This window comes from Paenibacillus sp. 01L418, from assembly GCF_056400045.1.
The window spans coordinates 16,255-43,161 of record NZ_JBFTSN010000020.1; the positions used below are offsets into that span (position 1 = coordinate 16,255).

Genomic DNA, 26,907 nt, shown 5'->3' on the forward strand with positions numbered 1-26,907 from the left:
CTTTTTCTACATGTTATGGAGCTCAGCTAGCTCTATCTTGTACTTATTCAATAAATGGTGAAAGCGCTGGAAATCGCTTGAAAGAACTTTTATTTTCCGTTTGATCCTCAGCTTCCGCTTATGATCCTTGTCTTCCAGCATAAACTGATCAATATTTTTATCCAGCTTCTCCCGAAGCGTAAGGATAATGCCGATCGCAATATGCGAGCGTTCCATCTCCTGTAAATCTGCAGCAAGCGCTTCGCCAAGATGCTCCATTGTTTGCTGTTGAATCGTTAATGATTTATCAATTATGACCTGCTCAGGTGTAGAGTCCTCACGAAATGCCTGACCGGGAACATCATCCCAAAACAGGTTCCACTCTTCCAACTGTTCAACCTCAAACAATAAATATTTATGAAAACCGCATAACCATGCTGTACAGCTGGTATTTCGCAATTGACAGCCTACACCATCGAGCAAATGACGGCAATCGCGGCAGCATGATCCGCTGTTAGCTATACAAACCTTGCAAATATGATCAGCTCCCCATTGCTGCAAAACGGTCATGCCGTTATCAATAAGGCTTGTCCTGCTCACTGTGGAAGGCCGTTGAATAAGGGGGCGGTTTGCTTGATCTGTATGTTCACCCTGCTTCATGTGTGGCATTCAAGCATGCTCTCCTTCCTTACTAAACGTATATATACTAAAAAGTATACCCTACTTGCATTGCGATGACCAAGTTCGCTCCAGCAAAATATGTAATGTGATACAAAAAAGGACTGTCCCAGATCCGCTTGGATCTAGTGAGACAGTCCTGCCTGCTTGCGCTTTCGCTATAAAAGCGAAAGCCATTTCAAACTACCAAGCGTTTACGCCAAGCTTTACAAGTGTCTCCCGAATGAAAGCAGGCTCGTCCTCTGGCGTTCGAGACGTAACAAAGTTGCGATCAACGACAACTTCTTTATCGACAAAAGTCCCGCCGGCTGCTTCAATTTCTGCGGATAAAGCAGGATAGGCTGTTAAAGTGCGCCCCTTCAGCAGGCCAGCTGCCTCCAAAATTTGCGGACCGTGGCATATTGCCGCAATAGTTGTGCCAGCTTGATCTGCCTTTTGAACGAACGCCTGCACATCTGCATTGTCCATAAGATGAGACGGTGATTTTCCGCCCGGAATAATGATTGCAGCGTAGTCATCTGCATCAGCTTCTTCAATGGACAAATGCGAGGTATACGCAATGGTCCCCTGTTTTCCTTTTAATTCGTCGTTGCTCTTCAAGCTAATAATAACGGCGTCGTGACCGTTCTTTGCCATTTCATCATAGGGATTTTTCATTTCGGAATCTTCGAAGTCGTCAGCTAGCAGAAATGCTACCTTTTTTAGTGGTGTCATATGTTGCACACTCCTCTCATGATTCAAGCCATGATTTACTTTACCCTATTTCGATGAATTTGAAGCAAGCTGCTGCGTATAACCTGACGGAATACGTTCTAGCAGACGATCACCGTAAACCTCGCCAAGCTTCAGTTCTGGCATATGAATATAGCCAATGTAGCACCCGCATTTCTTCATCGTGCAAGGACGCTCAGATGCTAGACCCTCAAGTCCGTCACGATAGAGATGGCCGATAACCTTGCGATCGCTATAGCAGTGTTTGACAATGCCAGCCCCCTGCACATAAAACACATGTGAGCCCGCGCCGCATGGTTTGCCTAAACTATCGTAATCGGGAACGTTCAGCTGGAAATGCGGATCAATTTCGGTTAAATAAACAATATCATTCTCTGAATAATAATTTTTCTGATCCTTGAAGGCGTTGACCCACAGGTACACATCCTCTGGCAGCAGCTGCCGCAGCTGCTTAATCGCGCCGAAAGCCGAGCGTATCCCAACAGACCCGACACTAAAAGGAATTCCCTGCTCATACAGCTTCATACACTGGCTTAGGAAAGCAGCATGGCTCGTTTGTCCAGGATGATAGGTAACCCAAAAGGCTGCCTTGCTCCGGTCGATGTCGTTCGTCCAATCAAGCTTGACGGATAAATTGGTCTGGACAGCTACCTTCTCGATATGCGGCATATGGGACAGCTCGATCATCGCCTCACGATACCAACGATGTACGAGCGCTTCGCCATAAGGATTGAAAAAAATCGAGAGCTGATGTCCAGAGCCGCCTTGCTCCCGAACCCAGTCCATAAAGGCATGAAGCTGCTGCTTATCCTTCGCAAGCGTCTCTTTGCTGTCCTTTGTTTTGCTGAATGGGCAATAAGGACAGTCATAATTGCATGATGACAACGCGCCGCGGTAATAGAGCACCGCCTTCATCGGATGACGTACCCGTTCATAAGCTCTCTTACATCGCCCGAAATAAACTCGTCGCCAATCGCATCCGAATAAGCCATGCCTTGTGTCGTCAGGCGAAGAGTACCCTCCTGAAGCTCCGCCAGCTCCAAATGGATCAGTGTCTGCAAATCAGGATGATCGGCTAGCGCATTACTCTTGAATCGCTCCTCATACGTGTGTAAGATTAGCCCCTCGCGGTGCAGTAAAGCTTTCAATATAAACCTGCGCTTCTGCTCCGCTTCATTCAGAATAAAGCCGTAATCGGCCGTATCATAACGCTCTGCAGCAACATATTGTTCAATAATGCTGCGCGTTGCCGCTGCGCTCACGCCATAACGCGATGCATAATGTACATCGCGGGTGTAAGAACGTGCTCCGCAGCCAAGCCCTGCCATGCCTTCCTCCTGACAGCTGAAGGGCAGCACGGTTTTATGATCAAACGATGTATCTCGAGCGAAACGCCTCATCGAAAACTGCTTATAGCCTGCCGCTTCCAGACGCTGCCGTGCAATATGGTACAGCTCCAGTCGAATATCCTCTCCTGCGCTGCRCATCTGTTCTGGCTTAATAATGGTGTTCTCACGTGTATATAGCGGATAAATAAAGATTTCACCAGGCGCATAGCTGATCGCCTTCTCCAGTGAATAAATCCATGTTTCAACGGTTTGCTTAGGCAATCCGTAAATAAGATCGACATTCACGAGTGGAAACGAATAGGACATCAACGTCTCCAGCGCCTCTTCCGCAAGCCGCGGCTTCTGCGGACGATAGATAGCTGCTGCTTCCTCTTCAACGAAGCTTTGAACACCCATGCTGATCCGATCAACATGCCGATCTTTAAGAACGCGCATGCGGTCAGCCGTTACCGTTTCCGGCGACGTCTCTACCGATATCGATGCTTTCATCGGATCAAGGCCCATTGTATTCTCTGCTATATCGAATAGACGGTTCAACTGGGGAGCCGCAAGCAAGGTTGGCGTCCCTCCGCCAATCGCAAATCGCGAAAATGTTTTGCCTTTAAACCAAGGCGCCCACTGCTCCGCCTGCCGCTGCATGGCATCAATATACTGCTCATGTACGTCTAAACGACGATCCGGCAACGTGAACAAATTGCAGAAGCCGCAGCGAGCACCACAAAAAGGTATATGCATATACAAAAAATAATAATCGGTTTGATCCCGCTCCCACATCTCCTTCAGCGACTGCGCGGGATGCAAATCTCGGTAAGCTGTCTTATGGGGATAGGAATACAAATAGGAACGGTAAGGAGCCGCCATCCAGCGCTGCTCCTGCTCCTTAAGCTCCGGAAAAGATGGTAGCGAAGATGATTTTTGCAAGCTGCTTCTCCTCCTTATTCCAAAATAAATTCGCGATACGGCACATTCCAGACAACCTCATGGGCGAGCCGATGCCCTTCATAGCCGTCCTCGCCATAAGCTGTCCCATGATCGGAAAACGCGAGACATAATGTTTTTCCTCTGCGCCGCATGGCTTCAAACAATGGGGCAAGCTGACTATCAACATAACGAAGCGCGGCACGCTGTGTTTCCACGGAATCCCGTTTGGCGCCATCTACAAAATAATGATTAGGTCCATGCATGGCAGATATATTCATGAACAGAAACAGCTTCTCAGCAGGGTCCGCTTTCTCCAGCAGCTTAAGCGCGTGATTCACTTGATGCTCCGTCGAACGCGGATTCGTTACCCCGAATGTCATCCGCCAATAGCTTTCTTGAAAATAACTAGGCAGAACCTTGGCTAGCTTATTCTTTTTCGTAAAAAAAATGACGCCTCCGATGCAGATTGTTCGGTAGCCCGCCTCCTGCAAGCCGGATACAAGATCCGGAGCGTCAAATAACCATGTATGAGGGTGCGTCTTAAGCCCCGTATTTTTTGTATGAAACAATCTAATATGAGAAGCTTTGTCCGTATTTGCAGGAGTAGGCAAAAATCCGCCAAAAAAAGCATGATGGGCAGCATAAGTAAAGCTGCCCGGCGAATGCCTCTTCTCCCAGCCTCCACTTCCGCAAAGGTTCGGGCAATTCTTTTCCTCAAGCTTCGCAACGTCATAACGCAGCGTATCAAGCGTAATCATGAGTATATCGTGAGAACCTACAATTTGGTTCATATCTAGCATTCGTATCTATTCCCCTCTAAGCAGCTGCTGCATTTGCCATTCATAGGTGTTCATTCCCTCATACTCGGCGCCGTACAGCAAATCACCAAAAGGATTGATGTCTATCGGATAGGTCATGCCGCTTCCTCTTTGAACGAGCACATCAACGCCTGCCGCAGAACAGCCGGGAAAAGCTCGGAGCGCGGATTCAGCTGTCCTCTGCACTGCTGCCTTTACTTCTGCAGATAGCAGCTGATCGACATCCATCCTCCGTTCGTTGCGCAGATGAAGATTCGTAATTGGCGTGCTGCTTAAACGGAGTACCGTATGACAAGCCTTACCATCCACAACAAGCTGCCGTACATCAAACGACTTGCTCTCGAAGTTTTCCTTCTCAATCCATCGTTCAATATGTGCACCTTCCCGGCATACCCAATCGACCATTCGCCGAATGTCGGAGCGTTCCCGGTAACGCCGCAGCTTGCCTTCGTTGAAATAGCAAATGCCGCGGGCCCGTTCTTCTATGCCGATGGTCGTGATAGCAAGTTCATCGCCTGTACGAGGATTGATTTGATAGGCAATAACACCAGAAGCGCCCGATCCGCAAGCAAGCTTAATAAACAGACGCCTCATGCCGCTTACAGCAATCGCCGCTTGCAGCTCATCGTAATTTTTTATGCTTCCTGTAGGAGCTGGAAGAGCCGGCATGATGAGTCCATGGCGTGTGAGCAGCTGCCAGCAGCTTCTTTTGTCGAACATATTAGCTACGCTTCCCGGCGAGTTTACCCAGCTTGCGGAAACGCCTGATGCTTTAACCTCTGTATGCATAGCAGCAAGAAATCGGCAGTACCCGCGGTACCACTGTGCTGGATAATAGATTCGTCCTTGCTCCAGCGGCAGCTGCTGCGCTTCCTCCGCGGATATCGAAATATTGTGCGGCAGAGAGCCCGCTGACCAGAATAAGTCATCGCCACTTCGGTCAGCCGCACCCCATGCGATCAACTGTCGTTCAACGGCTTGATCCTCACCTGGCGCATCAAGCCGAATAATGACCTTATCCGCTCCTGCATATTCTCGCAAAATATCTTGAATAAACACGGTTCGCTTAAGCAGCTGCTCATAGGAGAGCACAACAGCAGGAGCGAGCCCCTGCTTCCTTCTTGCTGCCTGCAAGCCGAATGTTCGTTTGTTTGACGGATTTCCGATGAGCAAATAAGGAGCTTCGGCAGCGCCGTCGTTTTTAAAATGATCCATTATTCGGTAAGGAACGGATAACGCCAATCATCTTCATCCGTTTCCTGCTGGTCCGTCACATCTACTGACAGGCCTGCTTGCTTCCAGCGAAGCAGCAGCTCATCCGACATATAGTGGTAGCTCAGGTTAAGATGCTTCAGCTTCTTCACACGCTCGCTTGCAAGCAGTGCCTTGCCGCCTTCATCGGATAACGTGCCGTAAGAGAGATCAAGTATTTCCAACTGGTCCAAAATCGGCGCATCCGCGATCGCAATTGCGATTTCGTCCTGAATTTCACTATCCTTCAAGCCTAAGTATGTAAGCTTTGGAAACAGATCACCTTGCAACAGCGGCATGACATCCTCTATTCCGCCGTCAAAACCGTAATCATCTACGCCCAGATAAAGCTCAAGCTTCTTCAGCTCAGGCAGCTTTGCACTCGTTATTTCCTCTAGTACAGACTTCGGAAGCCCTCCGCAAATAATAACGAGCTCTTGCAGCTTCTCGTGTACAAGAGGCTGCAAGCTTAACTCTTGGCTGCCCTTGATCGACAATGACTGCAAATTCGGGAATGCCGCAAGCAGCGGTGAAAGGTTCGTCTGATTAATCCAGGAAACCTCACATTCCTCAAAACCCATATCTCCAATAAATAATTTCGTTAAATTGGGAAAAGAATCTTTGTGGCTGATCAATGATTCCAAGAAGCTGTCCGGAGAATTCTCATACGCCTGACCCCAATCGCCAATCGTTAGTATAGACAGCTTCTCGCCATCTGCGCTAGATGCCAATTTCTCAATCAGTTCAGACATCCTTACGCCTTCTTCATACTCGTCATAACCTACCGATAAGCGAATTTCAATCAAGATGATCCCTCCAATAGTTTCCATGTGAAGTTAGAGTAACATGGACTTTTTCGATGCGTCAATGGTCTCAGGGTCTTATCTGTCTTGGCTTCATAAAAATAAAGCCGAGCAGCGCAGAAAACAGCGCTCTCAGCTATTTGAATTTAGTGCAGTGCTTTGCGAAGTACAAATTCGATGAGTCGCCAAGGGAACAGCTTTTTCATAACAAAAATCATCTTCGCATCATTTCCGCACACATAACGAAGCTTCGGACGGAGGGATTGGCAAATTTTCACGATCGTGTTCGCAACCTGAATCGGATTAGGCGCATTTTTCTCCGACTTTTTATTGAATTGATTAAAGCGCTCAATCATTTTGCTGTAAGGGGAGTTTTGTTCCGCACGAAACACATGCTTTGCTGCAATGCCAGTATCGTAAGTACCGGGTTCTACGAGTACGACCGGGATGGAAAATGGCAGCAGCTCTAGACGCAGCGCTTCACTAAAGCCCTCTAATGCAAATTTCGAGGCCGAATACGCACCCGTGTTGGAAAAACCAAGAATGCCTGCTCCGCTGCTAATATTAATAATTTTGCCTTGGCTGCGGACTCGCATATGGGGCAGAACCGCTTTCGTAACAGCAACGGTACCAAAGAAATTCGTATCGAATTGAGCACGCCAATCCACCATCGGTATTTCCTCAACGACGCCCATTACGGCATAACCCGCATTATTTACGAGCACATCGATTCTGCCCCAGCGCTCCATTACCTGCCCGATGACTTCCACTATGTTGCCAGAATCGGTAATATCAAGCCTCATTATTGCAATATGATCTAGTACGCCGTTCTCATTTGCTTTTGCAAGCACGTCTTCCTTTTTCCCGATGTCCCTCATTGTTGCGATTACAAAGTAGCCTTCTTGCGCTAAGCGAATCGAAGTCAAAAGCCCAAACCCACTGGATGCTCCCGTAATCAATGCAATAGGTCGATTGGTTACTTCTGCTACATTAGCCATCCTTAAGCCACCTCAATTCCTAGGAATGGTATACAATAACCTGTTGTATTGAGTATAGCTTATTTGGACAAAAATGGCTTGGATACCCGTTGGAACTGCATTAACGCTACAGCATGCTTTATTGTCGCGACTTACCTAACTACTCAATACTAAACTGCTGCTGTACGAGCTTAGCATATAATTCATGGTTCTCGAGCAGCTCTGCATGGGTACCCTGACCCGAAATTTCACCTTTCTCAAGCACAATGATTTGGTCGGCTCCACGAATCGTTGAAAGTCGATGGGCAATGACTAATGTCGTTCTTGCCGTCATAAGACCCTGAAGCGCTTCTTGTACTTGCATTTCCGAATCGCTGTCGAGGTGAGCCGTCGCTTCATCCAGCAGCAGTATATCAGGATTTCGCAAAATAGCCCGGGCAATCGCCAGCCGTTGACGCTGGCCTCCCGAAAGCTTAACGCCTCTTTCTCCAACCTCCGTGTCATAACCTTCAGGAAGCGAATCGATAAAAGTTGTCAAATTCGCTTGATCGACAGCTTCCCTGATTTTCGCCTCGCTCACATCCTCCAGCCCATAAGTAAGATTGTGACGAATCGAGCCTTGCATCATCGGGCTATCTTGTGAAACATAAGCAATCCGCTTTCGCCAATCTTCCAGCGCCATGGACGCGATCTGTTCCCCGCCATACGTTATGGCGCCCTCGGTTGGATTATAGAACCGTTCCAGCAGCGAGAACAGCGTTGTCTTGCCTGTGCCGCTCGGGCCTACAAACGCCGTTACTTGTCCCTGCTCCACTTGAAACGAGAGCGAATGAAGCAGCGGCCGATCCTCCGAATATCCGAAGCTTACCTGTTCAAATTTAATAAAGGAATGATGGTCTTTCTCGTGAAGGACTGCTGCCGCAATCTCATGGCTGGACTGCTCCTCCTTCTCATTTAGCAGCTCCAAAATACGTTCTGAAGCACCCATCGCCTTCTGGAATTGCGTGAAGAACGAAGCCATCTGCGTAAACGGCATAACAATTTGGAACATATACAAAATGACAGCAACCAGCTCTCCGCCCGTTAAAGTGCCCTGTGCGACCCTTACACCGCCATAACCGATTAATATAACAAGTATGAGCAGCATCACCGTCATCATTAAAGGGGTTACGATTGACATGATTCGGGCTTCCTGCAAGCCAAATGTAAACAAATGCGAGATTCGCTTGTCGCCTTGACGATTTTCTACCGGCTCAGCAAGCGATGCCTTCACAAGCCGAATATCGGAGAGCACACGGCCAAGATCGCCTTGAAATAATGCAGTTTCATCCTGCATGGATTTGGATACTGTGAACATTTTGGTGCCTAGCGGCCATAGAACAAGAAGTGCTACCGGAACGGCAATCAGCATAAGCAGCGTGAGCTTCCAATCAATCAGCAGCAGGAGAATGACGCCGCCTATAATAGATACAATTCCTCCAAAAAACGATATTACATGGCCGATGATAAAATCTTTGATCACATTTGTATCATTCGTAACACGGCTCATCGTCTCGCCGGAATTGTTGCGATCAAAAAACGGTACTGGCAGCTTTATCACTCGGTTCCATACTTCACGTCGCAAGCCTGCAATAACATACTGACCTACATAGGACATCGTATAGACCGAGAAACCTGACATAATGGTCTGGACTAGAAACACTGCTCCAAGCACAACAAACGTCATCGTTTGGATGGTCGATTGCGATAACTCCTCGACTAAATTTTTCGTCAATAAAGGAATGAGCAGCGAGAGCAGCGTCTCTCCGAGTCCTAGTACAACGGCAACGATAATTAAAAACTTAGCGGGTCTATGCTTTGCGATCAGCTTGAAAAATTGTGAAACGCCAATGGTTGCCTTCGGCATATCTGCTTCAACATTATTTTTCATCGGTTATCCCTGCTTTCAACATTTTCAATGCCTCAAGATGATCGAAAGTAACGGCTAAGAAGGCTTCTTCATCCTTCGTAAACAAATTTGGGAATAAAATAGGATCAAAGGAATGAGCTGGATCGTTCAGCACCTCTAATTGCGCAAGCTCCTCTTCACTAAATCTCTCTAAGACAGGTGACAGCAGCTCCTCTAAGAGCGCAACAAGACTCAGTCCGCAAGCAAGCACCTCTTCGTCCAGAGGCTGTTTTCCTTGCTTGTAAAGTTCCTTTAGCTCCATGGCGAACACCGTTATTTTACTTTCAAATGCCGATCTGATTTCCGAGTCTATCCCCTCCATAAATATCGCATCTACTAAAGAAGGCGGCATTTGCGTTGACAGCCATTCCTTCTGCTGCTGCTCATGCTGAATATGTTGAATAAACACGAGCAATGAATTGCTGTCGACCTTGCCCGCTCCCTCCAAAATTTTCTGCATCCGTCCAATGGTGTCTATTACACGTTCCAAATGCGCCTGCTTTTTCTTAAGCATCTCATATTGCGAAGCTAATGAGTGCTGCAAGTCCTCCTCCGGACGCTGCAAATAAGCAGAAATGTCCTCTAATGAGAAATCYAAATATTTTAACGTTAAAATCTTTTGCAGTTGAATTAAATCTTGATCCGTATAAAAGCGATGCCCATGCGCGTTTCGGCTGGACGGCTTAAGCAGTCCCTGTCGATCGTAATAACGGAGCGTTCGCTCAGTAACTTTTGTCAGCTTCGCGAATGCTCCAATCGCATAAGAAGAACTATTATTCATCTGTTCATTCCCCCTCTTGAACAGAGTATAACCCTTGACGTAACGTCAAGGGCAAGTGGCTTACAGGATGAAATTTATAATTTTTTGGAAATATTGTCTACTTTATGTCTGCTTAAAAGGGGTTTATCCTATCCTTTCCGCCCGTAAAAACACAAATTGATAATCGATAATATCATTTATTTTCTCTCAATTAATCTATTATTTTGTCGCTATAATTGAATACAAGCCCTAAATTTTATAAATAAAAAACAATTTTCTTCAATTCAAGGGTTGTAAATTATGGGAATTTATATATAATCAATTTGTGACCAAATTGTTACAGCACTATGAACTCAGAGGAGAGAAAGAATGGATAACTATCAGCAGCCCCCCGTAAATCCCGGTGTACCAGGATACGGGCATCAACAAAATCAGGAAATGTCGCCTGTCATTACAATTAAAGAGTGGATGCTCACTACACTCATTTTAATCATTCCGATCGTTAATGTTATTATGATGTTTGTATGGGCGTTTGGTGAAGGCAACCCAACGAAGAAAAACTATTTTAAAGCATCTTTAATTTGGGCAGCAATCATTCTCGTTATTTACATCATCATTTTCGTTATTTTTATTGCTGCAGCAGCTTCATCTTCTATGAGCGGCTAGTACAATAGTACATAATAGAAGTGAAAGTTTTTGAAAAAGGAATAAATAGCGGTACAGGGACGACCCCTGCATCGCTATTTTTTTATTCACACCTAAGCTAAAACAAAACAGGGGTTACCTCAAAAGTAATTAAATCCACTTTTGAGATAACCCCTTTATTGTAGATCGTTTACTCCACGGCGAGGAAGCGGTACACCTTGCTTGCATAATCGCCATAAAATTGCGGAGTTGCAAGTCCAGCATAAAGCAGCTGATCGCCGCCATATACCGTTTCTTCACCAAGCAGCTTGTAATCGCGGTTCGGATCAAGGCCTTTGAGGCAGAAGCGATTAAGCTTCAAATTTGGCTCTTGCAGAACAGTAACGAACACTACAAATGCTTCCTTTTTATCCTTGGAAACGAACATCCACGCCGTTTCATTGCCTTCGAACGGACTAAGCAGACGATAGAAATCTCCGAATTGCACAAGATGCCTTACATCCTTATAAAGAGCAACCTGTTCCTTAACGGTCGTCTTCTCTTCCTCCGTAAATTGAGTCAGATCAAGCTCATAACCAAAGTTTCCAGATAGCGCAACATTTCCTCTAGTTTCTAGGGAGGTTATCCGGTTCACTTGATGGTTAGGCACGGCTGATACGTGAGCACCCATCGCGCTAACCGGATAAACGATGCTTGTTCCGTATTGAATTTTCAAGCGAGATACCGCATCCGAATTGTCGCTTGTCCATGTTTGCGGCATGTAATACAGCATGCCCGCATCGAAGCGGCCGCCGCCGCCAGAGCAGCTCTCGAACAATACATCAGGGAAAGCAGACGTGATTTGCTCAAGCACGGAATAGAGACCCAGCATATAGCGATGAGCAGTCTCGCGTTGACGCTTGGCAGGCAGAAGTGCTGAACCGATCTCTGTCATATTGCGATTCATATCCCATTTCACGTACGTAATCGGCGCACTTGAAAGAATATCCGATATCGACTTAACGATATATTGTTGAACGTCCGCGCGTGACAAATCTAAAATGAGTTGATTTCTCGCTTGTGTCCGTCTGCGGCCGTCGATATGCAAGCACCAATCTGGATGAGCTTTGTACAGCTCGCTCTCAGGCGAAATCATTTCCGGCTCGAACCATAGGCCGAATTGCATATCTAGACGCTTCACGCGGCTAACCAAATCCTCTAAACCGTTTGGCAGCTTTTTCGGGTCAACAAACCAATCCCCGAGCGAAGTTGTGTCGTTGTCGCGTTTGCCGAACCAACCATCATCCAGTACGAACAGCTCGATGCCAAGCTCCTTGCCGGCACGCGCAATATCTTCGATTTTGTCCGCATTAAAGTTAAAATACGTCGCTTCCCAGTTGTTGACGAGTATCGGACGTGTTTGATCACGGAACGTGCCGCGAATTAAGCGAGCACGGTACAAATCATGGAAGCTGCGTGACATGCCGCCGAGGCCATGCTCAGAGTGAACCATTACCGCCTCTGGCGTTTGGAACTCCTCGCCCGGCTCCAATCGCCAATTAAAGTCGAATGGGTTAATGCCAATGAATAACCTAGCTGCATGGAATTGATCCACCTCGACGCCAGCCGTAAAATTACCGCTGTACACAAGGTTTACACCGTATACATCACCGTGATCCTCGGTAGAACCCTCAGAGAGCAAAGCGACAAACGGATTTTGCATATGGCTGCTTGAACCTCTGCGGCTCTCGATCGATTGCAAACCTGGCTCAAGCTTGCGCTTATGAATATGGCGCTCACGAATCCAAGCACCAGAGAGCTGCAGCATCTCAAAGTTGTCATGCGCAAAGTCCAAGCTCATGCTGAACGCGCGCTGTAAATCCAAAGTATCAGTACCGTTGTTGACGATTCTAGCTGAACGGGCAATCGCATCGTAGTTTTCAAATACGGTATAAGACAAAATGACGGACAAGCCTGTCAGATCATCTTTCAGCGTGATCTCAAGCGTTTGCGCTTCGGAGTCGTTCTCAATATACGTTGCAGGCAATCCAGCAAGCGCCGGCTTTCCATCCACAATGCGGTGCGAATCAAAGCGCAGATCCGTTACTGTTGTTCCATTTGGAAGCTTGACCTGGAATGCAGGCATGCGGAAATCAGAGTTGCCGTATGCAGGATACTCATGCGGAAGCGTATCCAGCGACAGTTCCAATTGGTCCAGCTCTGTGCTAGGCGTGAATGAAGCCCGCTCCTTAAGCTCAAATAAACGCTCCAGCTGCACGCCGCGAATTTTTTTGCCCCAATAGACATGTGCAGGATAACCTGATTTCGTAATATGGATAACATAGCTTGTATCCTTCGCTTGCAGGTGGAATACCGAGAGCTGTTGATCATATTGAATAGACAAAATAATAACCTCCTAAAAGTTTATATAAATGAATACTTACGATTTCACAGAGCTGCCGCAGCTTTCCCGCACGATGAGTGTCGTATTAACGGTCATATGAACAGCTGCCTCACGGCCTTCGATCCGCTCAAGCAGCAGTTGTACCGCCGTTCTGCCCATATGCTCAGTATGCGCGCGAACCGTCGTTAGCGGCGGATTCAAAAATGCAGAGATTTCAATGTCATCAAAACCTACAATCGCCATATCCTCAGGAACCCGAAGACCATGCTCATGCAGCGCGCGCAAAGCACCTACAGCCATGGGATCACTTCCAATAAAACAAGCGGTTGGCCGCGAGCTTTGCTGAAGCATCTGATTCATCGCCTCATATCCGCTGTTTGAAGACCAATATGCCTTAATGACGAAGTTTTCATCATAAAGACCGCGCTCACGCATCTCCTTCTCGAAAAAAACACGGCGAAGCTCATCCGTCTCTGTACTCTCAAATTGACGATTCAGACGATGGATATAATCATTCCCGCCGATGTAGCCTATTTTTTGGTGTCCTAGTTCTCTAAGATGTTTGATTACTGCTCGGGTTGCTTGCTCAAAATGCAGCTTTACGGTGTCATACTCATACAGCTCGCCTGAATGGTTTACAAATACAAGCCGATTTCCGTTGCTATACAACTGATTAACATCCTCATCATGAATGGAGCCTACAACAATCACACCATCCAGCTCGTTGAACGACTGCATCTCCACTCGACTGTTGCCGCGAAGCACTTTCACAATGTTGATTCCAAGCTCCTCGCAGCGCGTTTCAATGCCTTTGCGAATGGAGGAGAAATAAGGATCATCATGCTCATCTTCCAGTGTCGACCACATGAGCAAACCGATTTGCTGACGCGAGAGCTGCTCTTCCTTCTTCATTCTTCGCAGCCTGGACGGCTTATATTGCAGCTGCTCGGCAATGCTGAATATTCGTGTACGCGTTTCCTCACTTACTGCCAAGGTGACATCATTGTTCAAAACCCTGGATACGGTAGCAGCTGAAACGCCTGCCTCCTGCGCAATATCTTTTATCGTTGCCATGCCACACTCCGAATTTAGTTAATAAATTTACTGAATAACAACTTTAGTTTAGCAGACGCTCGCAAAGTCCACAAGCACCCTATTGCATTTTTATTGAAATCACTTTTCATACCTAATGAAGAAGAAGCATTATCGGTGAATTTATGAATAACTAGATACAAAAACGATGGATTTGGTTTATGGGGAGTCTGCTTAAAGGCAACGGATGAACTAATCGGTGATTGTGGCCTTGTTAAACAAACGATCGATGGAACAATTGAGGTGGAAATCGGCTACCATATAAATAAAAAATATTGGTCCAAAGGATTCGCCTCTGAAGCAGCCATGGCTTGCAAGCAATATGGTTTTCATCACTTAGGCTTGCAAAAATTAATCAGTATTATAGACCCCAATAATTTAGCGTCCATTCGTGTTGCCGAGAAAATTGGATTTTCCAAAGAAAGAGAAGCTTTTATTTTCAACAAAAATCATACTATTTATGCAGGCTTCCACACTTAATCTTACTGATGTTCCTCCCTTTAATGGCATCCAATCTTCCATAAAGACATAAAAAAAAGCAGTCGACTGCCTCCTCCAAAAAGGGGCAGCCCCGCTTAAAAATCTTTTCGCCTCATAATTAGTATACCTATGCCGAGCAGAGCAGCCGTGTAAATACCGCAATAAATTAAAAAGGAATTTGATGCCGCCCCGTTAATAGAGAAAATACTTAGCTCTGCGTTAATGTTATATAAACCTCTAAGCTCAGAGATTGAAAATAATTCGTTTAGCATGCGCTGCTGCAAAGTATCCGCCGGCATAGCCAGCTTAATTAAGCCTGTTATAGTCTCAAGTGTTTGCATCCCTTTCATTTGAATCCTACCTGTGCTCATAAACCGGCCAATCGTACTGCCAAGCCAGCCCATACCGAAGAGCATCGTCATCCAAATGCCGTTTCCTAAAGGACTTAAATAACAGGAGCCAAGCATCGTTAAGGATACTAATAGCGGAATAACAGACATAAAAAACAAAAGTGATTTGAAGTACACCATCATGCTGAATAAGACGCCAGTTTCTGCCCAGCTGATAAGAATAATTGAGCTGAATAACAGGAATGCATATAACGCAACATAACTGACAAAGCCGAGCCATCTGCCCAAAAACCACTTCCAGCGCGCAATGGGCCTTGCGAGTACGGATTGAAGAACGCCTTGCTCTGCTTCCCCTGTCACAGCCGCAACGGAGCTGAATATAGAAAGGAAGGCAACGGCAAAAGCGCCAAAGAAGAAACCTAATGTCATAATCATTGCACTGCGGGCAAAATTTTCGAATAAGTTCATAGAAGTCGCAACATTCACCTCGCCACCGGCGATAGCATCAGCAATAAACCAGTAAGCAATCCAGAAGAGAACCGTCATGATGATCGTCATAAGCGTCACTCTTTTACGAACGAGCTCCTTCCAAGTTAGGCCCCAAACCGCGATCATCTGCGCTCCCCCCTATGCTCAAGACCCGTTACGGCCTGCATAAACCACTCATCGAGCCGTGATTGCAATTTCCCAACCTCATACAGCGTCAATCCCAGCTCAATAAGAATGTAATTGACCAATCCTATTTGCTCGTCATTTTCCAGTTCAATCTCAAGCCATACAGATGCATCATCATGCTCAGCGTTCGACACGATCACATTCGCGCCTAACAGCTGCTGAATACGTTCAGCTGCTAAAGGGGTATAACCGCTGACACGCAAACGCCAGATCGACTGCGAGCTCAGCACATCGGATACCTTTCCTTCCGCCAGCACTTTTCCGTTATTCAGTAGAGCGACCTTATCGCATAACTGTTCCACATCCTCAAGCAAATGCGAATTAAGAAAGATCGTTTTCCCTTGGCTTCTCAGCCTAGCAAGCAAATCTCGCACCTCATGCCTGCCAACGGGATCAAGCGCCGAAGCCGGCTCATCAAGAAAAACGATATCCGGATTTGTGAGTAAAGCGCATGCGAGTCCAAGCCGCTGCTGCATCCCCTTCGAATACCCTTTGAGCCTGTCGCTTCCCCGGCTGCCAATGCCCACATCGTCCAGAAGCTGATGAATGCGTCGTTTGGCCATAGAGCGGTCCAGCTCACACAACTTTGCATGAAAAGCCAAAACCTCTTCGCCCGTCAACCAATCCGGATAACGAAACAACTCAGGCAAATAGCCAAATCTCCGTCTAGCCTCGATTGATCCTGAAGGCTGTCCGAAGATTTGAGCTTTACCTGAGGTTGGTTTAATAAGGCCTGTGAGCATTTTCACTATCGTGCTTTTTCCCGCTCCATTAGGACCGAGGAAGCCAAAGGCTTCCCCTTCTCTAATCGTCAGTGTAACATCGTGGCAGCCGCGTCCTTCACCGTAATCCTTGCATAATCCGATGGTTTCAATAGCAACAGCACTCATGGATGAATCAGCTCCGCAATAAGAGACTGTACTTTTTGTTTGTCCTCAAAATCGTTAAAGTGTGCGCTTGCTACAACGCCATCTTTAAGCCACATCGCATTTGCATAACTATGGTCAGCGGATTGATTCAAATATACATCAACCCCTTCAATAACGATTTTCTCCGGCTTTTCATTTGTAATGAGCGGAAATGGAATTTCTCCATTTTCCATGTTTGATGCTTGCATAAGCGATTTGCGCAAATGATCAGGAAGCGCTGGGAAGCGAATGATAGCCTCATAGGCATCCTTTGCATCCACTGAAGGATCAATTTTGATGCTAGGCTGCTTAATATATTCAACCCATAGGCTTTGCTTAGAAGTACTTCCTTCCTTAGGTTCATACGTGATCGTTACACCTTGGCCTGTGTTAAATTCAATTGCTTTGCCGTCTACTGATTTCGGCAGCAGCTTATCCGCGCCCAGCTTACGCATTGCACTATTGATTTCATCCACATTTAGGCGGAAGGCAATCGTCTGCGCTGACATCGATGATATGGCACCTAACTGAATCCCTGGAACCGTCAATGTTGGAACAGCAAAGCCCAGCTCCTTAGAAGCTTGTTCTACGCTCATCTTTGACCAGCTTCCGACAGTCGTCTGCTCGAAGGTGCCGAAACGGTTAACGGTTTCACGCGTTTCGCCATCCTTCATGAAGCTGTTCATGAGCGACTCCAAATCATTTTGCTGCACAATCATTACGTTATCCATTCGGAACGTATTAAGCCATGCCGCCAATGATTCATTTGTTGAGGGCGTCGCAATAACTACCGTAATGATAGCTGCTGCGCATGCTGCTATTGTTTTGCCAACGTTCTTTTTGAACCAGCGGCCTGCCGCCCCACTTTTATTCGGTTTATTAGCAGCTGGACTGGATGAAGTACGAGCTCGTCCTAACGGAACCACATTTGCTTGCATTTGTTCAGGATACGTTTGAACGGTAGCAGCTTTTGTTTGCGCAGCGCTAGCTGCAGCTGTTGACTCCTTATTGAGCTCATCAGCGTGCTTGCCTTGTTCTTCCCATTTCTCCCAAAGCGGCGATTGCTCTGAGGCTTGAAGCTGTTTCTCTAGACGCGCCCATGCAGCCGACATTTGCTCTGCTTCTTTTTTGTTTATTTCATCATTTTTTGTCATCTTGAATTCCTCCTAAAAGGTTTTGACCTTTCATGCTAAGTGCAGCAGGCGCTGGCCATCGCACATCATTCATGAGACAAAGCTCCTTCTGCCTTATGCGCATGGCGCTTCAGCCTAGCCCCGGCTCTGCGCAGCATCGTCCCGACCTGCGGCTGCCGCAGCTGGAGCTGCTCTGCGATTTCCGCATAGCTGTATCCTTCATATCGGAGCAGAAGCATTTTTTTGTCCCGTTCGGGCAGCGTATCTAACCAGCCTCTAACCCGTTCCTGCTCGTCCTTATCAATCAACTGCTGTTCATTCGACTGAACCGCTTGCGGCTGTGCGAGTATGCTTTGTTCCTGCTTTTGTGTTAGAGCACGCTCTCGTGCTTTTTTATCCATATAATCATAAGCCAGCCTCGTTAATACACGATGAAGCCAGCCTCCTATTGCTTCAGGCTGATCCGGTGGATTCCGGTAAAGCCTTAGAAATGTTTCCTGGGCAAGATCCTCCGCAGCTGCTTCATCGCGTATAAGTGCGACAAGCTTTCGTCTAACCGTAGGATAATGTGCATTAAACTGTTGACGAAACAAATCCGGCGCCGAATGTTCCATTCCGTTTACCTCCTTACGTTTTTTGCTCAAGCTATAAAGAAGACGATGCCTTCGATCATTTTGTAACACCTATCGCTCAACAATATTTTACCAAACGAATGTCATATTTATCGACAAGCCCAAGACGTAACAATTATACGAAAATAAAACTGGTCTAATAAAAAACCGCCTCCACGTTTGACGGGAGACGGAATGTCCATCAGGCTTCCTTATTATGTTCCATATACAGCTGTACAAATCTCGGTGCCGCAACAGGAGGGCTATAAATATATCCTTGAGCAGCATCGCAGTGGTGGTCGTTAATAATCCGCAGCTCTTCCTCTGTCTCTACTCCCTCGGTCACAACCTTTAAATTTAAATTGTGAGCGATGACGACGACCGATTTAAAAATCATTTGTTTCTTATAATCGTCTACGATGCCGCTTATAAAAGATTTATCGATCTTTAACGTGTGCAGAGGAATATTTTGCAAATAGCTGAGCGACGAATAACCCGTGCCAAAATCATCAAGCGACAGCTTAACGCCGAGCTGCTGAAGCTCATGCAGTATGTTAAGCGTGTGAGCCGCATTATCCATAAAAATCGACTCTGTAATTTCCAGCTCAATTTGATGAGGCCGAATCCCTGCATCCGAAATGATTCTTTCAATCGTATGGACGATTTGTTTCTGCTGGAATTGGATCATCGACATATTTACACTGATTGAGATCTGCTGCAGCCCCATGCGCTCCCATTCTTTAATTTGCTGGCAAGCTGTAAACAGCACCCATTCACCAAGCGAAATAATAAAGCCGGTTTTCTCCGCAATCGGGATGAAATCAAGCGGTGACACCATACCAAGCTCCGGGTGATTCCATCTAATTAATGCTTCCGCCCCATATATAGAGCCAGTAGCTAAATCAACCTTGGGCTGGTAATAAAGCATAAATTGGCCCAGCTCCAGCGCTTTGGACATGCTGCTCTCAAGAATAAGCTCCTTCTTCGTTACATCATTAATCGTAGGAGAATATAGTTTGCATGTATTTCGCTCTTTCTTCGCCACATACATCGCAATATCCGCTTCCTTCACCAGCTGGTCTGCAGTCGCAGGCGTCCATTCATGATGAATGCTCATTCCAATGCTTGCTGTAATATAAAACATCCGATCCTCAAGCCCAATGGGCTGGGAAATAGCTGATAAAATTTCTTCTGCTTTATGCATCGCCGCATGGAGAAAAGTAACTTGCTCTAGCAGCACGATATACTCGTCCCCCCCGAAGCGGAATACTTTCCCCGAGCTGCCGACGGTAATTATAATTCGATGCGCCATTTTCTGGAGCAATTGGTCACTCATCGTATGATCGAGCATATCATTTATCATTTTGAACCGATCAAGGTCTATGAAAAGCAAAGCGATATGGCCTTGTTTCTTGTCCTGCTCCGCTAATTTCCCTTCCATATAGCGATGATAAGCATAGCGATTAGGAAGTCCCGTCATTAGATCATGTGTCGATTGGTATTCAATTAATTTCTCCGCTTCCTTGCGGTGGATAAGCATATGATTAAAATGATTAGCCATGTATTCAAACTCATCATTCGTATGAATGGTTAACTGCTGTTCTTCGCCTCCAATTGCGACAGCCGAGGTGGCTTGTACAACTTTATAAATATTAACTAAAATGATTTTCCTTACAAGCGACACCATGGCAATCGCCATCAAAAATAAAGCAATACCTGTGATGAGTATCGATTCCCAAAGGCTTTTGTAGTAATTAGAAAGCATGTTCTTTTTGGGGATGATTGTTTCGATATGCCATAATACATTGTGAACAAGAATCGGATGAAGCAAACGCAGCACAGTCTCTTTGTCCTGCGAGTCTCGTGTATAGGCAATTCTTGAATCCGTCCCTTTCATCGCCTCAAGTTCATCCTTATTTGACCATAACCGATACGATGTGTTCACAAGCTCAGGGTACTTGCCGTTAGCCAAATATTGATTATCCGACGTAATAATCGTGGAGTATCCTCCTAGCGGCCGGAAAGCTTCGATCTGTTTCTGCATCGATTCAAGTGAAATATCTGCTCCTACTATACCTAAAAACTCATTTTGCTCATTCAATAGAGGCAGCACAAGCGATATCATCATTATTGATTTGCCATCAACATCATAGGCATATGGCTCTATGAGTGAAAAAGATTTCGTAAGTTTAGGCGTTTGATAGAAGCTGCCTTTCTCCTTATCCTCGTAATTTGCAATGGCCAGCAGTTGAATGGACTGATCCTCGCGAACGACATAAGGAATGAAGCGCCCCGTAGCATCGTCATAGCTGTTTTTATTTTTGTAAAATGCATCTTTCCCGTCATAGGCATTAGGCTCCCACAACGTATAAACGCTTAATAGATCAGGATGCTTGATAAGCATTTGCTTAAGCAGCTCGACTATGTATTCACGATTTTGCATCTGGTTTTTGCCCATTTGAGTCATGGTTACTTCAAGCGTTTCCAGCATCATCATCGTTTGATCCATCGTTTTAGTGAAAGGATTTATGTAGGCCATGGATTCCGTCTGTGCAAGAAGCTCGCTTTCGCGCAGGTTGGAATGATAAAGCTTGATGAGGTGAGCGGTTACCAATAGACCAAATGAAAGAATAACTAGCAGGCCTATGGAAAATATTAATTTTTGAGCGATGCTTAGCCTAATCTTTCTCATCCGATCTATCAGCCCCTTGTTGTCGGAGAAAGCAGAAAACGACGTAATATGTCAAATTATGATACGGTTCTAGTATACTTGACATTTTGACCCAAACACAATGATAAAAATAGGATAATAACACTATATAATTCGACAAAAAACCACTTTATTTCTTTATTTTTTGAAACGACAAGGGTCTATCGCATCTATTCGTGTTTGTATGATATCTAGTAAAAAAGTCCAACACTTTTCATTTAAATCCATTATATCCACACGAAGAAAAGCCCCCTCTGTCTATGACAGGGGAGGCGATGGAATCGTTCACTTACACTTGATTTTGTTTGTTCTTCTCTTTAACATCATTATCCTCGTTGCTGCGGTCATGATCCTCTAAGCGATGGGGACGTTTGCCTTTTCCGCCATGCAGCTTATATAGCTCTTCGCGCAGCTGCTCCGACGTCTTGCCTTCTGTTTTAATGCCATGTTCCTTCGCAATCTCACGCAAATGCTCCAGCCGCTTCGCTTGATGCTCTGCTTTAAATGCTTCCCATTTATCTTTATTGGCAAGCTTCGCAGCCTCTACTTCCTTCTTCAGCTGGTCCACTGACTTGCCATCGGCTTGAATACCAAAATAGGTCGCTATTTCCTTCAGCTTCTCCAGCCGGTAAGCCTCAAAATCTTTGCGGGTCATTTTGCCTTTGAAATGCTTATGCTCTTTGTCTATATCAGACTCTTTAGGGTGAAGAACCACTAGTGAAGCATCAGGCAAAGCAGTAACCGACTTCGCTGCCCATACGGGAGCGACTGAAAACAGTACAAGCAGCGCTACCATAGGAATAAACCATTTTCTAATCATTTGTTGCCACACCTTTCTATTACATTCGTGATGCAGAGACGATGGTCATGCCTCGTCAGCATTATTTTGCCCAAGCGATCACAGGAATAGACATGTTAATGGCAATTTTCGACATATCCCTACAGCAAGTTCATTACCCCTGCGTCTCTATGTTCAAATGCTGCTCAAGTAGCTCCAGCTCATTTTGCAGCCATTCTTTGGAAAAATGCTCTCCGATAAATACCGCAACATCGTTTACATGTCCTTGCGGCTCGATTCTCATAAAATCAGATTCCTTATATGCATATTGGAACAGGAACCGGCTAGGCGCATCCGTAAACGTCACAATCCCTTTTGCGCGGTAAATGTTAGCTGGAAGCTTTTGCAGCAGAGATTCAAAGGCTTCACTGCTCACCGGGCCGCGCCAATAATGCGTCACAACCATAACATGGTCATGCGAATGATGATGGCTGCTGTGGTTGTGGCTGCTAAGGTCATCATCATGGGAGTGAACGTCATCGCCGTGGTCATGGGTACATCCAGCTACTGAGCATACTTGGCTGTCATAGCTATGAACATGCGCGGCTGATGCGCGCTCTTGTATGTCTAAAGCTTCATCACCAGCATGCACAGGTGCATGGCGATCCGTATTTTCAGCTGTTTCAAGCCAGCTCCAATCGTCAATTGCGCAGCGCACGGTTGCTATAATTTGAGCATGGGCATTTAATTCCCGCAGCTGCTGCTGCGCTTCAACAAGCTGATCCGGCTCAAGCTTGTCCGCCTTATTCAACAGCAAAATCGTAGCACATTTTATTTGCTCCAGCATCAGCTTGAACGTGCGACCCTTCCCGTCGCGGCTCCGCGCGAGCAACTCAGGACCATCAACAATCGTGATCACACTGCGTAGATCGATTTCCTTATACATCGCTGCCTCGGTTATCCCATCCAACGTCTCCATCGGATTGGCAGCACCAGTCGATTCAATAAAAATGACGTCAGGTTTATGCTCGTCAATGAGCATGCTGATCTCCATCCCCAAATCGCCCCGCATCGTGCAGCAGATACAGCCGCTTAGCATCTCAGCCATAGGCACTTCATCCCCTACAAGCTGACCATCAAGGTTAATATCGCCCAGCTCGTTCATAATGACCGCCGGCTTCAATCCCTGCGCGGTGTAATAATCCAACAATCTTCTCAGCAGCGTCGTCTTCCCGCTTCCAAGAAAACCAGACAGCAAATGAACCGGTATGTGTTTTTCTCTATTAGTCATTGTAAGTTCTCCTGTATGTAACAAATTTTAAACGCATTTGAATATTTCTATTATATCGTAATTGTTACGTTCATTCATCTTTTCGTAAACAGGACTGCGATTTAGCAAAAAGAAAAACGCAGCTCGTTATAGAGCTGCGTTCCGTTTGTTTACTATTAAACTCACTATACCCGCTTAATTAGTAGGTACCATTTTCAAAAGACGAACGATCAACACAACGGCTTCTTCTCTAGTAGCATTGGCTTTAGGCTCGAATTTTTGTCCACTCTTACCGTTAATGATCCCCGCGTTAGCTAGTGCGTTGATTTGATCTTCTGCCCAATTCGCAGTGATATCCTGGAATTTCGCTTCTGTGCTCAAAAGAGAAATATCCAGCAGCCTTGCTAATAGTGCTGCAATTTCAGCTCTTGTAATTTCACGATTGGGTTCGAAGCTGCCATCTGCATATCCTGTCATAATGCCATTTTCCATTAAGGCCCTAATTGCTTTCTCCGCAAAGTGACCCTTAGCATCCGTCAGCTCTTGCGCTGCGTTAGATGTGAATCCAAGTGCATTTACGAGCATTTGAGCAAACTCACCGCGTGTTACTTTCGCTTCACCACGGAATTTATCGCCTGCATACCCTTTTACAATCCCTGCCCGTGCAGCGAAATCAATGTCAGCAAAACTCCAAGAAGTTGATTTTACATCTTTAAAGGTTGTTGGAGCTGCTGCTTCAGCCTTTGCTTTCATTTCAGCTACAAATGCTTTATCCACTTTGTCGTTGTAAACAGGTTTGTTGACAACAGGCGTTGGTGTTGGTGATATCGGTGTCGGTGTAGGAACTGTCGGTACACTCGGTCCTGTTGGCGCTGTTGGCGTCGGTGTTGGTACAACTGGCGCTGCATTCACAGTTACAGTATAAGTGGTCTTTGTTGTTGAATCCTGCGCTGTAACGATGACCTTGTTGCCTGTAGCCAATGTCTTAGCTGGGTTTATTCCATCCGCCTCATAGACCGCAAATGTCGCATCGGCTGCTGGCGTGATCGCTGCCTTTAAAKCGGCTAACGTTGTTCCATATGGAATATTCGTTATCGTTTCATCAGTTGTACCGCTAGTGCTTACGGTTCCTATTGTCGAGGACAACGTTGACACCGTACTTTTTGGCTTAATGTCCGCTATGCCTACCGTCAATACTTGTACAGCAGATGCAGGATTTTCTGATGTTGCTGCTGTACGAACGGAGATCGTGTCTCCTGCTTGTACGCTAATATTATCAACAAAAGCAGCTGCAGCTACTACCGCAACATAATTCCCATTATTGTGTTTGTACTCCATAACATCCGTAACGGCATTTAAACGCGTGGTGCCAGCGTTTGTTCCTGGCGATAAATTCCCCGTTGGCGGTGCARCTTGTATCGTTACGGTATATACGGTATAGCTTGTTGTATCTTGCGCTGTAACGACGACCTTATTGCCTGTCTCTAAAGTTTCTGCCTCATTCTCGCCGTCCGCCTCATAGACTTCAAATGTCGCATACGCTGCTGGCGTGATCGCTGCCTTAAATTCGGCTAACGTTGTTCCATATGGAATATTCGTTATCGTTTCATCAGTTGTACCGCCAGTGCTTACGGTTCCTATTGTCGAGGACAACGTTGACACCGTGCTTTTTGGCTTAATGTCCGCTATGCCTACCGTCAATACTTGTACAGCAGATGCAGGATTTTCTGATGTTGCTGCTGTACGAACGGAGATCGTGTCTCCTGCTTGTACATTAATGTTGTCTACAGAAGTCTGGCCCGTTGCAATCGCTGCAAAATTAGTTGCCGTTACAAATTCAATATTATACCCGCTATTGTATTTGTACTCCATCTTATCTGTTACCCCATTCAAACGCGTTGTTCCAACGTTTGATCCTGGTGACAAATGTCCTGCTGGCGGCGCTGCTTGCATTGTTACGATGTATGTGGTCTTCGTTGTTGTATCCTGCGCTGTAACAATGACCTTGTTGCCCGATACCAATGTATCAGCTTCTTTTATTCCGTCCGCCTCATAGACAACAAACGTGGCATGCTCTGCTGGAGTGATCGCATCAATAAACTCATCTAACGTTGTTCCGTATGGAATATTCGTTATCGTTTCATCTGCTGTTCCGCCAGTGCTTACATCTCCCAGTGTCGAGGTCAACGTGGAGACCGTGCTTTTTGGCTTAATGTCCGCTGAACTAACCGTCAACACTTGTTCAACAGATGCAAGGTTTTCTGATGTTGCTGCTGTACGAACGGAGATCGTGTCTCCTGCTTGTACGCCTATGTTATCAACAGAAGTTGTACCCGTTGCAACCGCAACGTAATTCTCGCTATTGCGTTTGTACTCCATCTTATCTGTTACACCATTCAAACGCGTCGTTTCTGCGTTTGTTCCTTGTGACAAATTCCCTGTTGGTGCTCCTGCTTGCACCGTTACAGTGTAGGTGGTCATCGTTGTTCTATCTTGCGCTGTTACGATGACTTTGTTGCCTGTCGCTAACGCGTTCGCTTGGTTTATTCCATTCGCCTCATAGACTTCAAACGTCGCATCGGCTGCTGGTGTAATTGCTTCCTTAAATTCGGCTAACGTTGTTCCATATGGAATGTTCGTTATCTTTTCATTTACTGTTCCGCCGATGCTTACTGTTCCTATTGTCGAGGTCAGCGTGGACACCGTGCTTCTTGGCTTAATGTCCGCAAGACCTACCGTCAATACTTGTGCAGAAGATGCTGGTTTACCCGATGTTGCTTTTGTACGGAGAGATAGCACATCTCCTACTTGTACGCTTAGGTTGTCAATAGAAGCAGAACCCGCTGCAATCGCCATATAAAGCCCATTATTTAGTTTGAGCTCCATTTCATCGGTAACTCCATCCAAACGTGTGGTGTCAACGTTTGTTCCTGGTGATAATTTTCCCGTTGTTGGTGCTTCTGCTGCTCCTATTATCGTGTAGCTCTGAATCATAACTTCATTATAGGTCATACCTTTAACTGCAATGGCCTTAATCGTCATATCTTCCGTCACTACAATAGGTGAGCTGTATCGTGTACTGCTCAGCGTCGGCACATCGCCGTTCGTCGTATAATAAATGGATGCGCCTATTGTCCCACTGCTAAGCTCCACCTCTGTCTTCCAATCAATTGCCCCTTCTTCTACAYCCGCTGTAGGAGTTTCTGCCAAGAAAACTTGCAGTTGAGGATAGTTCCCCTCTTTTATAAACCAATCTGAGCCAAAGTCCCAATTCGTAAATGTGGATTTTGTTTTCATCTCAGCAGTTGACTTAGGCATTCCTTTCCCTGAATTATCATATTGTTTTGAAACCTCTTTGTCATAAAAGCTATCCACGTCTACGCTAGCGTCTGCACCTCCATAAGTACCGCCCACTAGCCCGCCACTAAAATTGGCAGTTGCGACGAAACCTGCAGCAAAACTATTTGTAATCGCACCTCTATATTCAAGCCCAACTAAACCGCCTAATTGAGAAGTGCCTGAAACATTGGTTATCGTATAGCTATTTATGATCTTTGCTTCTTCTTTATACCCTACTAGACCGCCTGTATAATTCGTCCCTCTAACGTCGCCTGTAACATAACTGTTCGACACTGCTGATGAAGAGCCCCTTAAAA

The 26,907-nt window shown here is 46.0% G+C and carries 21 protein-coding genes and 1 pseudogene; 2 read left to right on the forward strand and 20 right to left on the reverse strand.

Annotated features, from left to right (window positions below; translation table 11 throughout):
- Window positions 1-6: 6 nt before the first annotated feature.
- The 10 genes from AC1DSE_RS04805 to AC1DSE_RS04850 form a co-directional block, all read right to left on the reverse strand.
- The gene (locus tag AC1DSE_RS04805) at window positions 7-648 is read right to left on the reverse strand and encodes a hypothetical protein (RefSeq protein WP_339207406.1); all 642 of its coding nucleotides are present in this window, start codon (window positions 646-648) and stop codon (window positions 7-9) included.
- Between the two features lie 192 nt (window positions 649-840).
- Complete coding sequence (locus AC1DSE_RS04810) at window positions 841-1,371, reverse strand: type 1 glutamine amidotransferase domain-containing protein (protein WP_441877023.1); 531 nt, start codon at window positions 1,369-1,371, stop codon at window positions 841-843.
- Window positions 1,372-1,416: 45 nt separating this feature from the next.
- Window positions 1,417-2,304, reverse strand: a complete 888-nt coding sequence (locus tag AC1DSE_RS04815) for an STM4011 family radical SAM protein (protein ID WP_477512093.1) — start codon at window positions 2,302-2,304, stop codon at window positions 1,417-1,419.
- Entirely contained in the window at window positions 2,301-3,599 is a 1,299-nt protein-coding gene (locus AC1DSE_RS04820) for an STM4012 family radical SAM protein (RefSeq protein WP_477527454.1), read from the reverse strand. The genes AC1DSE_RS04815 and AC1DSE_RS04820 overlap by 4 nt, the downstream gene beginning before the upstream one ends.
- Window positions 3,600-3,673: 74 nt before the next feature.
- Window positions 3,674-4,459 carry an STM4013/SEN3800 family hydrolase gene (locus AC1DSE_RS04825; protein ID WP_477512092.1) on the reverse strand — a complete coding sequence of 262 codons (786 nt, stop codon included), beginning with the start codon at window positions 4,457-4,459 and terminating at the stop codon, window positions 3,674-3,676.
- 6 nt (window positions 4,460-4,465) lie between these two features.
- On the reverse strand, window positions 4,466-5,719 hold the full coding sequence (locus AC1DSE_RS04830; protein ID WP_477512091.1) for an STM4014 family protein: 1,254 nt from the start codon (window positions 5,717-5,719) through the stop codon (window positions 4,466-4,468).
- The gene (locus AC1DSE_RS04835; protein ID WP_179089872.1) at window positions 5,692-6,531 is read right to left on the reverse strand and encodes an STM4015 family protein; all 840 of its coding nucleotides are present in this window, start codon (window positions 6,529-6,531) and stop codon (window positions 5,692-5,694) included. Before AC1DSE_RS04835 ends, AC1DSE_RS04830 begins: the two co-directional genes overlap by 28 nt.
- Window positions 6,532-6,677: 146 nt before the next feature.
- Window positions 6,678-7,529: an SDR family oxidoreductase gene (locus AC1DSE_RS04840; RefSeq protein ID WP_477512090.1), complete on the reverse strand. Its 852-nt coding sequence runs from the start codon at window positions 7,527-7,529 to the stop codon at window positions 6,678-6,680.
- A gap of 139 nt (window positions 7,530-7,668) precedes the next feature.
- Window positions 7,669-9,438: an ABC transporter ATP-binding protein gene (locus AC1DSE_RS04845; RefSeq protein WP_477512089.1), complete on the reverse strand. Its 1,770-nt coding sequence runs from the start codon at window positions 9,436-9,438 to the stop codon at window positions 7,669-7,671.
- Window positions 9,428-10,237 carry a MerR family transcriptional regulator gene (locus AC1DSE_RS04850; protein ID WP_441877041.1) on the reverse strand — a complete coding sequence of 270 codons (810 nt, stop codon included), beginning with the start codon at window positions 10,235-10,237 and terminating at the stop codon, window positions 9,428-9,430. Before AC1DSE_RS04850 ends, AC1DSE_RS04845 begins: the two co-directional genes overlap by 11 nt.
- 348 nt (window positions 10,238-10,585) lie before the next feature.
- On the opposite strand from AC1DSE_RS04850, the gene AC1DSE_RS04855 reads away from it, so the two are divergent.
- Window positions 10,586-10,882 (forward strand): hypothetical protein, encoded by a 297-nt coding sequence (locus tag AC1DSE_RS04855; protein WP_441877044.1) that lies wholly within the window; start codon window positions 10,586-10,588, stop codon window positions 10,880-10,882.
- A 169-nt stretch (window positions 10,883-11,051) separates the two neighbouring features.
- Here the strand turns inward: AC1DSE_RS04855 and AC1DSE_RS04860 are convergent, their stop codons facing one another.
- Window positions 11,052-13,244 (reverse strand): alpha-galactosidase, encoded by a 2,193-nt coding sequence (locus AC1DSE_RS04860; RefSeq protein WP_477512088.1) that lies wholly within the window; start codon window positions 13,242-13,244, stop codon window positions 11,052-11,054.
- Window positions 13,245-13,280: 36 nt separating this feature from the next.
- On the reverse strand, window positions 13,281-14,318 hold the full coding sequence (locus AC1DSE_RS04865) for a LacI family DNA-binding transcriptional regulator (RefSeq protein ID WP_430057338.1): 1,038 nt from the start codon (window positions 14,316-14,318) through the stop codon (window positions 13,281-13,283).
- 153 nt (window positions 14,319-14,471) lie between these two features.
- On the opposite strand from AC1DSE_RS04865, the pseudogene AC1DSE_RS04870 reads away from it, so the two are divergent.
- Window positions 14,472-14,816: pseudogene (locus tag AC1DSE_RS04870) on the forward strand (GNAT family N-acetyltransferase); the annotation flags it as partial.
- Window positions 14,817-14,911: 95 nt separating this feature from the next.
- On the opposite strand, the gene AC1DSE_RS04875 reads toward AC1DSE_RS04870, so the two are convergent.
- From AC1DSE_RS04875 to AC1DSE_RS04910, 8 genes are all read right to left on the reverse strand, one after another.
- Window positions 14,912-15,781: an ABC transporter permease subunit gene (locus AC1DSE_RS04875; protein ID WP_477512087.1), complete on the reverse strand. Its 870-nt coding sequence runs from the start codon at window positions 15,779-15,781 to the stop codon at window positions 14,912-14,914.
- Complete coding sequence (locus AC1DSE_RS04880) at window positions 15,778-16,731, reverse strand: ABC transporter ATP-binding protein (protein WP_477512086.1); 954 nt, start codon at window positions 16,729-16,731, stop codon at window positions 15,778-15,780. Before AC1DSE_RS04880 ends, AC1DSE_RS04875 begins: the two co-directional genes overlap by 4 nt.
- Complete coding sequence (locus AC1DSE_RS04885; RefSeq protein ID WP_477512085.1) at window positions 16,728-17,903, reverse strand: hypothetical protein; 1,176 nt, start codon at window positions 17,901-17,903, stop codon at window positions 16,728-16,730. Before AC1DSE_RS04885 ends, AC1DSE_RS04880 begins: the two co-directional genes overlap by 4 nt.
- A 65-nt stretch (window positions 17,904-17,968) precedes the next feature.
- Window positions 17,969-18,496, reverse strand: a complete 528-nt coding sequence (locus AC1DSE_RS04890; protein WP_477512084.1) for a sigma-70 family RNA polymerase sigma factor — start codon at window positions 18,494-18,496, stop codon at window positions 17,969-17,971.
- A gap of 199 nt (window positions 18,497-18,695) precedes the next feature.
- Complete coding sequence (locus AC1DSE_RS04895) at window positions 18,696-21,185, reverse strand: EAL domain-containing protein (RefSeq protein ID WP_477527452.1); 2,490 nt, start codon at window positions 21,183-21,185, stop codon at window positions 18,696-18,698.
- Between the two features lie 307 nt (window positions 21,186-21,492).
- Entirely contained in the window at window positions 21,493-22,023 is a 531-nt protein-coding gene (locus tag AC1DSE_RS04900; RefSeq protein WP_477512082.1) for a hypothetical protein, read from the reverse strand.
- Window positions 22,024-22,156: 133 nt separating this feature from the next.
- Window positions 22,157-23,272 carry a CobW family GTP-binding protein gene (locus AC1DSE_RS04905; protein WP_477512081.1) on the reverse strand — a complete coding sequence of 372 codons (1,116 nt, stop codon included), beginning with the start codon at window positions 23,270-23,272 and terminating at the stop codon, window positions 22,157-22,159.
- 174 nt (window positions 23,273-23,446) lie between these two features.
- Window positions 23,447-26,884, reverse strand: a complete 3,438-nt coding sequence (locus AC1DSE_RS04910) for an S-layer homology domain-containing protein (RefSeq protein ID WP_477527453.1) — start codon at window positions 26,882-26,884, stop codon at window positions 23,447-23,449.
- Window positions 26,885-26,907: the final 23 nt, after the last annotated feature.